Raw genomic sequence first — 13181 nt, forward strand, 5'->3', positions numbered from 1 at the left:
AGGCTCTAAGGATTGACGCGGCGGAGCGTCAGATTGATGCGGCCGCCATTCTTCAGCAGCGTTGACGTCGCCGGATGGATACGGTCGACGCCGTGGAAACAAAGCCTCCCCTCGCCACCCAGCGCGACCAGATCACCGCTCGAAAGCTTGAAAGATAGCGTGCGATCATTGCGGCTGAGGCCGCCGACGCGAAAGAGGCAGCTGTTGCCCAGCGAGATCGAGACGACCGGGGCTTTGAGATCCTGTTCGTCCTTGTCCTGATGCAAGCCCATGCGCGCTTCGTCGGAGTAGAAATTGACGAGGCAGGCTTCCGGCGGCTTGTCGTAACCCGAAACGTCATTCCAGATATCGAGCAATTGCTGCGGTATATCAGGCCAGGGCCTGCCGGTTGCCGGATGCATCGGCTGGTAGCGATAGCCGCGTTCTTTGTCCGTCACCCAGCCGAGCGGCCCGCAATTGGTCATGCGCACCGACATCGGCTTGCCGGTGCCTGGCATGACGGGCACATAGAGCGGCGCTTCGGCGACGACAGTGCGGATAATCTCGACCAATGCCTCCTGACGCGCGCGGTCGAGATAACCGGGAAGATGGCGAATGCCGTTCAAGAGCTCCGGCATGTCATTCACTGCCACCGCCGGGGCGGCCGCGCATTTTCTTGACTTCGGAGCGACCGGATTTTTCTTTCAGGCGGCGTTCGACCGAACCCTTGGTCGGCTTGGTCTTCTTGCGCGGCGGCGGCGGCGGCTTGGCAGCCTCCAGGATCAGTTCCTTCAGCCGCTCGCGCGCATCCTCGCGGTTGCGGTCCTGGCTGCGAAACCGGCTCGCCTCTATCATCAACACGCCTTCCTTCGACAAACGCCGGCCGGCGAGCTTGATCGCATTGGTTTTGACACGATCATTCAGGGACGGCGAATTCTGGATGTTGAAGAACAGTTGGACGGCGGTCGAGACCTTGTTGACATTCTGCCCGCCGGGGCCGCCCGCCAGAACGAACTGTTCCGTCAGCTCCCATCCCGCGATGGTGATCCTGTCATCGATATAGAGAGCGTCGCTGGCCATGCGGCGTTCTATCTCACATCAGCGGCGAATTGAAAATATCGGCCGTCATCAAGAAAAACCCGGCATCCTGCGATGCCGGGTTTCACGTGAGTCAGAGACTGGAGCATTCCATTCTTCTTGGAAGTACGGATCGCTCGCGCTTTTTGTTTTCACGCAATTCCAGACGCAAAACCGCTGCGCAGTTTTGCTGGAATTGCCTGTTCGCCTTATTCGGCGGCAACCTTCACGCCGGGGGCGGCATCGCGGACGCCGCCATCGACATGATTTTCAAACTTGGCGAAGTTCGCGATGAACATCGAGACCAGCTTTTCGGCCTGCGCGTCATAGGCTGCCTTGTCGGTCCAGGTCGAGCGCGGATCGAGAATGCTGCCGTCGACGCCATCCACCGAAACCGGCACTGCGAAGCCGAAGTTGGTGTCAGCACGGAATTCGGCCTGTCCGAGTTCGCCGGTCAGGGCGGCAGCGAGAAGCGCGCGCGTCGCCTTGATCGGCATGCGCTTGCCGGTGCCGTAGGCGCCGCCGGTCCAGCCGGTATTGACAAGCCAGCATTGGACGCCATGACGGCCGATCAGCTCCTTGAGCAGATTGCCATATTCGGCCGGATGCCGCGGCATGAAGGGCGCGCCGAAGCAGGTGGAGAAGGTCGCTTCCGGCTCGACGACACCCTTTTCCGTGCCGGCCACCTTGGCGGTGTAGCCGGAGAGGAAGTGATACATCGCCTGATCAGGCGTCAACCGGGCGATTGGCGGCATGACGCCAAAGGCATCGGCGGTCAGCATGATGATCGTCTTCGGATGCCCGGCCCGGCCCGTTTCCGAAGCGTTCGGGATGAAATCCATCGGATAGGCGCAACGGGTGTTCTCGGTCAGCGACCCGTCGTTGAAATCTGGCTCGCGGCTTTCGTTCAGCACGACGTTTTCGAGCACGGTGCCGAAGCGCTGCGTCGTCGCATAGATTTCCGGCTCGGCTTCGGCCGAAAGGCGGATGGTCTTGGCGTAGCAGCCGCCTTCGAAGTTGAAGATGCCGTTTTCGCTCCAACCGTGTTCGTCATCGCCGATCAGCGTCCGGGCCGGATCGGCCGAAAGCGTCGTCTTGCCCGTGCCGGAAAGGCCGAAGAAAACAGCCGCGTCACCGCCCGGGCCGACATTGGCCGAGCAGTGCATCGGCATCACGCCCTTGGCCGGCAGCAGGTAGTTGAGCACGGTGAAGACCGATTTCTTCATTTCACCGGCGTAGGAAGTGCCGCCGATCAGGACAAGACCGTTGGTGAGATCGCAGGCGATCACCGTTTCCGAACGGCAGCCGTGGCGAGCCGGATCGGCCTTGAAGCTCGGCAGATCGATGATCGTCAGCTTCGGCACGAAGCTTGACAGCGCTGCGGTGTCGGGGCGGATCAGCAGATTGCGAATGAACAGCGAATGCCAGGCGAATTCGGTCACGACGCGGGTCGGCAGGGCATGACCTTCCTCCGCGCCACCGACGAGGTCCTGGACGAAAAGCTCCTTGCCCGCGGCATGCGCCAGCATATCGTCGCGCAACAAGGCGAAATGTTCCGGCGAGATCGGCTTGTTGTTGTCCCACCAGATTTCGCCATCGGTATTGATATCGCGAACGACGAACTTGTCGCGCGGCGAACGGCCCGTGTGCTGGCCGGTGAGAGCCCGCAGCGCACCCTGAGCGGTCAGTTCGGCTTCACCCCGGCGGATCGCTTCTTCATAGAGCGCGGCGGCGGAAAAGTTGTAGCGAACGCTGGCCGCGCCGCCTAATCCAACCGTTGCCAGCTCTATTGCCGGGTTATGAACTCCGAACATTTCCATGGCTAGTTCCCTTCGCTCAGGCTCGTTGCCGTTAACACTGAGCGCGAAAATACGGGCAGAAATTTTAAAACACAAGACGGAAAACTTGAGAAAGTGCAGTGATATCAAATAATTAATCGATTTAAATTTATCCGCTCAATTTTAAATCGTTTGAAAAGGCTGCGTTTAAACATTTCGACGCACTACTTAAGATTGATGGCGAATTTTACGACAATCATCCCCTTTATCTTTGCCACAATTTGTTCCACCTTTATCCTCCATAAGCGCATCCGGTCACTGAGACCGCCTGGGGAGACCAAAATCCGGGAGAATGCGCACTGATGACGGAGACCAACACCATGCCGACAATCGCGCTCGTTGATGACGACCGCAACATCCTTACCTCGGTGTCGATCGCACTGGAGGCCGAAGGATATAAGGTCGAGACGTATACGGACGGTGCCTCAGCGCTCGACGGCCTTCTGGCGCGACCGCCGCAGCTGGCGATCTTCGACATCAAGATGCCGCGTATGGACGGCATGGAACTGCTGCGCCGCCTGCGGCAGAAGTCGGATATTCCCGTCATCTTCCTCACCTCCAAAGATGAAGAGATCGACGAACTCTTCGGCTTGAAGATGGGCGCCGACGATTTCATCACCAAGCCTTTTTCGCAGCGTTTGCTGGTGGAGCGCGTGCGCGCCGTCCTGCGCCGCGCGTCAAGCCGTGAAGCCGCCGCCGCCGGCACCAGCCCCACTGGCGCGCCGAAGACCGGCGCGGTGCAGCAGGCCCGCTCGCTGGAGCGCGGTCAGCTGGTCATGGACCAGGAACGCCATACCTGTACCTGGAAGGGTGAGGCCGTGACGCTGACGGTGACCGAGTTCTTGATCCTGCATTCGCTGGCGCAGCGCCCCGGCGTCGTCAAGAGCCGCGACGCGCTAATGGACGCAGCCTATGACGAGCAAGTCTATGTCGACGACCGAACCATCGACAGCCACATCAAGCGGCTGCGCAAGAAATTCAAGATGGTCGACACCGACTTTGATATGATTGAAACACTCTACGGAGTGGGATACCGCTTCCGCGAAGCAGCTTAGGCCCCGAGCGGCGCAGCGCAATTGCATAATTCCTTAAATCGGATTTCGATTTAAGGAGAAATTATGCAGCAGTTAAAATGTTKCAGCGTCCTTTGCGCGTCTGAAAAGACGCGCGGCGCTGTCGGAAATGTTGAGGGCAGCGGTCGGTCCATCCGGCCTCCGCCCTTCGAAAGGGCCTGTCATTGGCACAGTTGGTGCAGGAAAGGGATCTGGACGACGCGGAGGGCGTGAGCACCCGTCGCGTCCGAGGCCGCCGTTGGTCGCATCCCTTCACGCTGATCCGCCGGATCTTCGGCAATGCCGTCTTTTCGAGCCTGACGCGTCGCATCCTGTTCTTCAATCTCGTCGCACTGGTGGTGCTCGTCGGCGGCATCCTCTATCTCAACCAGTTTCGCGAGGGATTGATCGACGCCCGCGCCGAAAGCCTGTTGACGCAGGGCGAGATCATCGCCGGCGCCATTTCGGCCTCCGCGTCGGTCGATACCAACTCGATCACCATCGATCCGCAGAAGCTGCTCGAGCTACAGGCCGGCCAGAGCATCACCCCGGTGCCGAACGACGAGGACCTCGAATTTCCGATCGATCCTGAAAAGGTCGCGCCGGTGCTGCGCCGGCTGATCTCTCCGACGCGCACACGCGCCCGCATCTTCGATGCCGACGCCAATCTGCTGCTCGATTCGCGCCATCTCTATTCGCGCGGCCAGGTGCTGCGCTTTGACCTGCCGCCTGTTGAAGAGGAGAAACAGACCTGGAGCGAGTGGTTCGCCACTCTGTTCAACAAGGCACTGCAGCCCGGCAATCTGCCGCTCTACAAGGAAGCGCCGGGCGGTGATGGCTCGATCTATCCCGAAGTGATGAACGCACTGACCGGCGTGCGCGGTGCGGTCGTGCGCACCACCGAGAAAGGCGAACTCATCGTTTCCGTCGCCGTGCCGATCCAGCGTTTCCGCGCCGTGCTCGGGGTGCTGCTCCTGTCGACGCAGGCGGGCGACATCGACAATATCGTTCATGCCGAGCGGCTTGCCATCATGCGCGTCTTCGGCGTCGCGACACTCGTCAACGTGCTGCTTTCGCTGGTGCTTTCATCGACGATCGCCAATCCGCTGCGCCGCCTTTCGGCGGCTGCCATCCGTGTCCGGCGCGGGGCCAAGGCGCGTGAAGAGATCCCCGACTTCTCCGCCCGCCAGGATGAAATCGGTAATCTTTCCATCGCATTGCGGGAGATGACGACGGCGCTCTACGACCGCATCGATGCGATCGAGAGTTTCGCGGCCGATGTCAGCCACGAGCTCAAGAATCCGCTGACCTCGCTGCGCAGCGCCGTCGAAACGCTGCCGCTTGCCAAATCCGACGATTCCAAGAAACGGTTGATGGACGTCATCCAGCATGACGTCCGCCGCCTCGACCGGCTGATCAGCGATATCTCCGACGCTTCGCGCCTTGATGCCGAACTCGCACGCGTCGATGCCGRCTCGGTCGACATGGAGGTGCTGCTGCGCGACCTCATCGAGGTGTCACGCCAGGTCAGGAGCAGCAAGAAGCAGGTGCAGATCGAATATGCCGTCGAACGCAAACCGAACGTCAAGACGCGCTTTGTCGTCAACGGCCACGATCTGCGCATCGGCCAGATCATCGCCAACCTGATCGAGAATGCCCGCTCTTTCGTGCCGGAAAAGGGCGGCAAGATTACCGTGCGGCTGGTGCGGACACGTTCGCGCTGCGTCACCACGATCGAAGACAACGGTCCCGGCATCCAGGCGGAAAATATCGACCGCATCTTCGAGCGCTTCTATACGGACCGGCCGGAGGCGGAAGGCTTCGGCCAGAATTCGGGGCTCGGCCTTTCGATCAGCCGGCAGATCGCCGAAGCGCATGGCGGTTCGCTGAGAGCCGAAAACATCATTGATGCCGAAGGCGGGCATGTGCTCGGCGCGCGCTTCATCCTCTCTTTGCCAGTCGGCACCGCAGCATGACCGAGGCAGGTTTCAACATCCATGCGACCGCGATCGTCGTCGGCAAGACGGGACTGCTGTTCAGCGGGCCTTCCGGCTGGGGCAAATCGATGCTGGCCTTCACCTGCATGACGGAGGCGCGCCGCCTCGGATTGTTCACGGCACTGGTCGCCGACGACCAGGTCTTTTTGTCGGAAGAGGCCGGCGCGGTCATCGCCGCATGCCCGCCGTCGATCGCCGGACTGATCGAGCTTCGCGGCACCGGCATTGTTCATCAGGACCATGTTCCTCAGGCGGTCATGCATTATGCCGTGCTTCCGGGCAGCGCTTCCGGTGAAAACCGGGTGCCCCCTGAAGGCGAAATCGTCAGCCTTGCCACTGGATTTTCGCTTCCCGCATTGCGGTTGCTCACGGGCGTTTCCTCACCCCTTGCTATCTTGATGGCAAAAGTGCCGGATATCGGGCGCTAAGGCCTTCCGGATTGGTCAATCTGCCTTATATATTCGCATTTTTATCTTGCACTTCGGCTTTTCATAGCCAAGATGTGCCCCCACCGGTGGACGTAATTGCTGCATTGCGATATTGGGTCCACCGTTTGCGTCTATGGGAGCAGTAATATCATGATCGGACTTGTGCTTGTCACTCATGGCAAGCTGGCTGAAGAGTTTCGTCATGCTGTCGAGCACGTCGTCGGTCCTCAGAAATTCATCGAGACGGTCTGTATTGGCCCCGAAGACGACATGGACCAGAGACGGCAGGACATTCTGGAAGCCGTTTCCGGTGCCGATGATGGCCATGGCGTCGTCATCCTGACCGACATGTTCGGCGGCACGCCGTCCAATCTTGCCATATCGGTCATGAGCAGCGGCCATACCGAAGTCATTGCCGGTGTCAACCTGCCGATGTTGATCAAGCTTGCCGGCGTGCGCGGCGAGAACAACATGGAGAAGGCGCTGGTGGAAGCTTCCGAAGCCGGGCGGAAATATATCAATGTCGCGAGCCGTGTGCTCAGCGGAAAATAACGAGCCTTCATGACATCGCTCTCCCGGGAACTCCTCATCATCAACAAGCGCGGTCTTCACGCGCGCGCTTCCGCCAAATTCGTGCAGATGGTCGAGACCTTTGATGCCGCCATCACCGTTTCCAAGGACGGGATGACGGTCGGCGGCACCTCCATCATGGGGCTGATGATGCTTGCGGCAAGCCCCGGCTCGAGCGTCATGGTCTCGGCGAGCGGCAGCCAGGCCGAGGAAGCGCTGGAGGCGCTGGATCAGCTGATCCAGAACAGGTTCGGCGAAGAAATGTGAGCCCGGCGAGCTCATATAAACATATAAAGACTTCTTTATATCCTTATTGCCATCCCGGGCGAAGCCTGCTAAACGGCGGACATGCCGTGCGCTAAAGCACGTCGCATCGAACTTGATTCATGCAATGCGCTTTAGCTCTTGTTGTTATGCATGTCGTTATCCCGGAACCGCTGCACACTTTCCGGCGAGATGCATGAGCACGCGGCTCATCCGTCGCGCGATCACCTTCGCGCCTGCGCCAATTTTGAGACGTTTTTCAGCCTGGAGGCCTCTATGAGCACTGAAAAAGATTATGTCGTCGCCGATATCGGGCTTGCGGATTTCGGCCGCAAGGAAATTACGATCGCCGAAACCGAAATGCCGGGGCTGATGTCCTGCCGCACCGAATTCGGCCAGACAAAGCCACTGAAGGGCGCGCGCATCACCGGCTCGCTGCACATGACCATCCAGACGGCCGTGCTCATCGAAACGCTGGTCGCGCTTGGCGCCGAAGTCCGCTGGGCCTCGTGCAACATCTTCTCGACGCAGGATCATGCCGCTGCCGCGATCGCCGCTTCCGGCGTACCTGTCTTCGCCATCAAGGGCGAGTCGCTCGAAGATTACTGGGTCTACACCGACAAGATCTTCCAGTGGGCCGATGGCGGCCTTTCCAACATGATCCTCGATGACGGCGGCGACGCCACCATGTACATCCTGCTTKGCGCCCGCGCCGAAGCCGGCGAGGACGTGCTATCTCACCCGCATTCCGAAGAAGAGGAAATCCTCTTCGCGCAAATCAAGAAGCGCCTTGCCGCTTCGCCTGGCTGGTTCACCAAGCAGCGCGACGCGATCAAGGGCGTCACCGAGGAAACGACGACCGGCGTCAACCGCCTTTACCAGCTTAGCCAGAAGGGCCTGCTGCCCTTCCCGGCGATCAACGTCAACGACTCGGTCACCAAGTCGAAGTTCGACAACAAGTATGGCTGCAAGGAATCGCTGGTCGACGGTATCCGCCGCGGCACCGACGTCATGATGGCCGGCAAGGTTGCCGTCGTCTGCGGCTATGGCGACGTCGGCAAGGGTTCTGCCGCTTCGCTTTCCGGCGCCGGCGCCCGCGTCAAGGTGACCGAAGCCGATCCGATCTGCGCATTGCAGGCTGCGATGGATGGTTATGAAGTCGTTCTGCTCGAGGACGTCGTTTCCTCTGCCGATATCTTCATCACCACCACGGGCAACAAGGACGTCATCCGCATCGACCACATGCGCGCGATGAAGGATATGGCGATCGTTGGGAATATCGGTCACTTCGACAACGAAATCGAAGTCGCTGCATTGCGCAATCTCAAATGGACCAACGTCAAGCCGCAGGTCGACCTGATCGAATTTCCCAAGGGCAACCGCATCATCCTTCTTTCCGAAGGCCGTCTGCTCAACCTCGGCAACGCCACCGGCCATCCATCCTTCGTGATGTCGGCTTCGTTCACCAATCAGACGCTGGCGCAGATCGAGCTCTTCACCAAGCCCGACCAGTATTCCAACCAGGTCTATATCCTGCCGAAGCATCTCGATGAAAAGGTCGCACGCCTGCATCTCGACAAGCTCGGCGTGAAGCTGACTGAGCTTTCTGAGGAACAGGCTGCCTATATCGGCGTCTCGCCGAAGGGCCCGTTCAAGTCAGACCACTACAGATATTGATCTGATCGTTAATATCCACAAGATGTAGAAGCCGCAGCATTGACAAGTGCTGCGGCTTATTTTTTGGACGCTCCCTTCCCGCCGATTCCCTTCCGAAGTATTGTTTTAAGACTTGATTCGTGGCGCCGGACCCTGTCCGACCGCTGCGAAAATGGGATGTCTTGTCGTAATGCGGCACATTGAAGGACGGAGACATACCGCGGATGTCGGAAATGAAAAGCAGCCTGCCCGGTCAGGCGGATGATGGCGCTCGCGCCGATCGCCGCCCGCTCATGGCAGGCCAAGGATATAAATCTGCAACGGCACACGAGGCCACGAAGCAAGAGCACGGACTATTGGCGCGCTTCCTGAAAAGCTGCGCCGCCGGCACGGCGCTTGCCGCGCTGGCGCGGCCGGTTCTGGCCCAGGGGGAGCAGCAGGCGGCAGCCTCTGCCCACCTCTTCACATCCTCGCAGGTCGTCGGTGTTTCCGTCGTCATCGGCGTCATATCGGCAGCACTGCTGTCGACGCTGTGGCTCGTGCGCCAGCGCGGCAACCTGGAAAACGAGAGCCGGGAAATTCGCTCGGCACTCTCCGATGCCCAACAGCGCATTTCGCAATACCAGGCTCTGATCGCCGACAAAAACCGGCGGATCGTCATCTGGGACGGCAACGCGCGTCCCGAACTGCTCGGCCAACTTCCGCCTGAAACCGGCGCGCCGCAAGACGGCGAATTCCTGGCCTTCGGCCTATGGCTGAAATCACGCTCGGCTTCCGAGCTGGAAAAAGCGATCGATCGGCTGCGCGACGAGGCGCAGAGCTTCGACATGGTGGTCGAAACCATCCGCGACGAAATCCTCGAGGCGCAAGGCCGGGTTTCCGGCGGGCGTGCTTTCGTCCGTTTCGTCGCGCTCAACAATCTGCGCGCCGAGCTGGCAGAACTCAGGATCGAGCGCGACCGGCTGATGACCTCGATCTCGGCCTTCCAGACCATGCTCGACGCGATCGACATGCCGGCCTGGCAGCGCGACCCGGTGGGCCGCCTCACCTGGGTCAACCAGGCCTATGGCGAGGCAGTCGAAGCGCGATCGCCGCAGCAGGCGATCAATGAAGGTCGTGAGATGTTGACGACCGTGGCGCGCGAACGCATTCGCGCGACGACGACGCCGGAATCGCCCTTCCACGACAAGATTTCGACGGTCGTGCACGGCAACCGCACATTCTTCGACGTCGTCGACGTCAGGGTTCCCGGCGGCTCGGCCGGCATCGCGATCGATGTGTCCGACATAGAGGCGGTGCGCGCCGAGCTGGAACGGACGCTGAAGAGCCATGCCGAAACGCTCGATCATCTTGCCACGCCCGTTGCCATCTTCGACGGCGACCGCCGCCTGCAATTCTACAATCAGGCTTTCGTCGCGCTCTGGCAACTGGATATCGCCTTCCTCGAAGGCCGGCCTGACAATAGCGAGCTGCTCGAGCGGCTCCGGGCTGCCAAGAAGCTGCCGGACCAGCTCAACTGGAAAAGCTGGAAGGAAGCCGCGCTTTCCGTCTATCGCGCGCTCGACACGCAATCCGATCTCTGGCACCTGCCGAACGGGCAGACACTGCGCGTCTTCGCGACCGCACATCCGCAGGGTGGCGCCACCTGGGTGTTCGAGAACCTGACCGAGCAGGTCGATCTCGAAACGCGCTACAACACGCTGGTCAAGGTGCAGGGCGAAACGATCGACCACCTTTCCGAAGGTGTCGCGGTGTTCGGCCCTGACGGACGCATCCGCCTTTCGAACCCGGCCTTCCGGGCGCTCTGGGGGATCACCGAAACCGAAGCCAAGCCCGGCACTCATATCCGTGCGCTGGGCGAGGCCTGCGCGCCGTCCTATGACCGGCCGGACGGCTGGAAAGCCTTCGCGGAACTGATCACCAGCTTCGACGACGAACGCCGCTCGGGCCAGGGGACGCTGGAACTCTTCTCCGGCCTCGTGCTCGACTACGCCGTTATCCCGCTGCCGAACGCGCAGAGTATGCTGACCTTCGTCAACATGACGGACAGTGTGCGTGCCGAGCGCGCGCTGACCGAGAAGAACGAAGCGCTGCGCAAGGCCGACGAGCTGAAGAACGATTTCGTCCAGCATGTGTCCTACGAGCTGCGCTCACCGCTGACCAACATCATCGGCTTCACCGATCTCCTGCGCACGCCGGGCGTCGGGCCCTTGAGCGAACGGCAGGCTGAATATATCGACCATATCTCGACCTCGTCCTCCGTTCTCCTGACGCTCGTCAACGACATTCTCGACCTTGCGACCGTCGATGCCGGCATCATGCGCCTCAACTATGCGGATATCGATCTCAACGACCTGCTCGACGACGTCTCGATGCAGATCGCAGATCGCCTCCACGAAAGCGGCGTGGCGCTTGAAATCACTGCACCCGCCTATCTCGGCTCAATCGTTGCCGATCCACAGCGGCTGAAGCAGATCCTTCTGAAGCTTCTTTCCAATGCGGCGAATTTCTCGCCCGAAGGCACTTCGATCTCGCTGGAATGCCATCGCGAAGGCACGGATTTCGTTTTCTCCGTCAGCGATCGCGGCCCCGGCATCTCACCTGACATGATCGCGACCGTCTTCGACCGCTTTGCCACGGGGGCGAAAAGCGGCAAACGCGGCGGCGCCGGCCTCGGCCTCTCGATCGTCGACAGCTTTGTCAGCCTGCATCATGGCGACGTGACGATCGACAGCGAGCCCGGCAAGGGCACGACTGTCATCTGCCGTATCCCCTCGGTCAATGTACCGCATTCCGCCRCCGCCGAATGACGACCAGTGATGCGATCTCGCTGTTCCTGAAGGACGAGGCGGCTACCGTCCGCCTCGGCGAAGACCTGGCGCTGGCCCTGAAAGCCGGCGATTGCCTTGCCCTTTCCGGCGATCTCGGCGCGGGGAAATCCTCGCTCGCCCGCACGATCTTGCGCGCCATGGCCGATGACGAGGGACTCGAGGTCCCGAGCCCGACCTTCACGCTGGTGCAATCCTACGACCTGCGCATTGCCGTTTCGCATTTCGATCTCTACCGGCTCGCCGATCCTGCCGAACTGACCGAGCTTGGCTTCGACGAGGCCCTGCAGAACGGTATCTGTCTCGTCGAATGGCCTGAGATGGCCGAGAGCGAACTGCCCGCGGAGCGCATCGCGCTAACGCTGGTACATGAGGGCAATGGCCGCCGGGCGACGATCGGAGCCACCGGCGCGCAGGCTTCGCGCATCCGCCGCGTTCTGGCGATCCGCGAGTTCCTCGACGATGCCGGCTATCCGGATGCCAAACGCCGCTTCCTGACCGGCGATGCCTCGCTGCGCGCCTACGAATATGTCTATTCGAGCGGTGCTCCGCAAAAAATACTCATGGATTGGCGGCCGCATCCCGAAGGACCGCCGGTGTATGACGGCAAGCCCTATCCCAAAGTCGCGCATCTGGCACAGAACGCTTATCCTTTCGTTGCGATTGCTGATGCGTTGCGCGAGCGGGGTTTTGCGACGCCGGAGATTTATAGGGTCGACTATGAGCAAGGCATCCTGCTGATCGAGGATCTCGGCGCGGCAAGTGTGCTCGATGAAGACGGACAGCCAATCGCCGAGCGTTACCGGCAAAGCGTCACCTGCCTTGCCCATCTTCATTCCATGCAGATCCCGCAGGATATTCCGGTTTCTGCCACACACACGCATCACATTCCGGACTTCGATCGCACGGCGATGAAGATGGAAGTGCAACTTGTGCTCGACTGGCATGTTGCCTGGAAGCGCGGTACGGCACCCACGGATGCCGAGCGCGAGGAGTATCTCGCGATCTGGGACCATTTGATCGACGAGTTGCAATCGGCTGAAACGAATTTGTTGCTGCGCGACTTCCATTCGCCGAACATCATCTGGCGCGAACATGAAAGCGGTATTCGCAAGATCGGCCTTATTGATTTCCAAGACGCGATGATCGGCCCCACGGCTTATGACCTTGCCTCGATCGTCCAGGATGCGCGCGTAACAATCGAGCCGGAGCTTTTCCGGCAGCTGATGGATGATTATCTGGGGCTTCGCCGCGCGCAGGGCGGTTTCGACGAAGCCGGGTTCATGAAGGCCTGGGCAATCATGTCGGCGCAGCGCAATTGCAAGCTTGCCGGTCTTTGGGTGCGCCTTTTGCAGCGCGACGGCAAGCCGGGCTATCTGAAACATATGCCGCGGACGCTTTCCTATCTAAACGTCGCGCTTGAGCATGAAACGCTTGCCCCCTTGCGCGATTGGTGCGCAAGGGCTGGAATAGGCCAGAGCGAATCATAAGT

At 60.4% G+C, this 13181-nt stretch carries 11 protein-coding genes; 8 read left to right on the plus strand and 3 right to left on the minus strand.

Annotated elements, in window-relative coordinates:
* Positions 1 to 5: 5 nt before the first annotated feature.
* From AC1ECN_RS28185 to AC1ECN_RS28195, 3 genes are all read right to left on the minus strand, one after another.
* The gene (locus AC1ECN_RS28185; protein ID WP_130673317.1) at positions 6 to 617 is read right to left on the minus strand and encodes an alpha-ketoglutarate-dependent dioxygenase AlkB; all 612 of its coding nucleotides are present in this window, start codon (positions 615 to 617) and stop codon (positions 6 to 8) included.
* 1 nt (position 618) lies between these two features.
* The gene (arfB, locus tag AC1ECN_RS28190; RefSeq protein ID WP_018068898.1) at positions 619 to 1059 is read right to left on the minus strand and encodes an alternative ribosome rescue aminoacyl-tRNA hydrolase ArfB; all 441 of its coding nucleotides are present in this window, start codon (positions 1057 to 1059) and stop codon (positions 619 to 621) included.
* 206 nt (positions 1060 to 1265) lie between these two features.
* Complete coding sequence (locus AC1ECN_RS28195; protein ID WP_130673316.1) at positions 1266 to 2876, minus strand: phosphoenolpyruvate carboxykinase; 1611 nt, start codon at positions 2874 to 2876, stop codon at positions 1266 to 1268.
* A gap of 338 nt (positions 2877 to 3214) precedes the next feature.
* Between AC1ECN_RS28195 and AC1ECN_RS28200 the strand changes: the two genes are divergently transcribed.
* From AC1ECN_RS28200 to tsaE, 8 genes are all read left to right on the plus strand, one after another.
* Positions 3215 to 3949 carry a response regulator transcription factor gene (locus tag AC1ECN_RS28200; RefSeq protein ID WP_003544146.1) on the plus strand — a complete coding sequence of 245 codons (735 nt, stop codon included), beginning with the start codon at positions 3215 to 3217 and terminating at the stop codon, positions 3947 to 3949.
* A gap of 182 nt (positions 3950 to 4131) precedes the next feature.
* Entirely contained in the window at positions 4132 to 5922 is a 1791-nt protein-coding gene (locus AC1ECN_RS28205; RefSeq protein WP_477954807.1) for a stimulus-sensing domain-containing protein, read from the plus strand.
* Positions 5919 to 6371: an HPr kinase/phosphorylase gene (locus AC1ECN_RS28210; protein WP_018068901.1), complete on the plus strand. Its 453-nt coding sequence runs from the start codon at positions 5919 to 5921 to the stop codon at positions 6369 to 6371. The genes AC1ECN_RS28205 and AC1ECN_RS28210 overlap by 4 nt, the downstream gene beginning before the upstream one ends.
* 150 nt (positions 6372 to 6521) lie before the next feature.
* Positions 6522 to 6923, plus strand: coding sequence for a PTS sugar transporter subunit IIA (locus tag AC1ECN_RS28215; RefSeq protein WP_003544139.1), 402 nt, complete (start codon positions 6522 to 6524; stop codon positions 6921 to 6923).
* A gap of 9 nt (positions 6924 to 6932) precedes the next feature.
* Positions 6933 to 7208, plus strand: a complete 276-nt coding sequence (locus tag AC1ECN_RS28220; RefSeq protein ID WP_018481398.1) for an HPr family phosphocarrier protein — start codon at positions 6933 to 6935, stop codon at positions 7206 to 7208.
* A gap of 273 nt (positions 7209 to 7481) precedes the next feature.
* Positions 7482 to 8882, plus strand: a complete 1401-nt coding sequence (gene ahcY / locus AC1ECN_RS28225) for an adenosylhomocysteinase (RefSeq protein WP_477954810.1) — start codon at positions 7482 to 7484, stop codon at positions 8880 to 8882.
* 203 nt (positions 8883 to 9085) lie between these two features.
* Positions 9086 to 11671 carry a sensor histidine kinase gene (locus AC1ECN_RS28230; RefSeq protein ID WP_477954812.1) on the plus strand — a complete coding sequence of 862 codons (2586 nt, stop codon included), beginning with the start codon at positions 9086 to 9088 and terminating at the stop codon, positions 11669 to 11671.
* Positions 11668 to 13179 (plus strand): tRNA (adenosine(37)-N6)-threonylcarbamoyltransferase complex ATPase subunit type 1 TsaE, encoded by a 1512-nt coding sequence (gene tsaE, locus AC1ECN_RS28235; protein ID WP_130673315.1) that lies wholly within the window; start codon positions 11668 to 11670, stop codon positions 13177 to 13179. Before AC1ECN_RS28230 ends, tsaE begins: the two co-directional genes overlap by 4 nt.
* Positions 13180 to 13181: the final 2 nt, after the last annotated feature.

It is taken from the genome of Rhizobium sp. 01N447_2, from assembly GCF_056399245.1.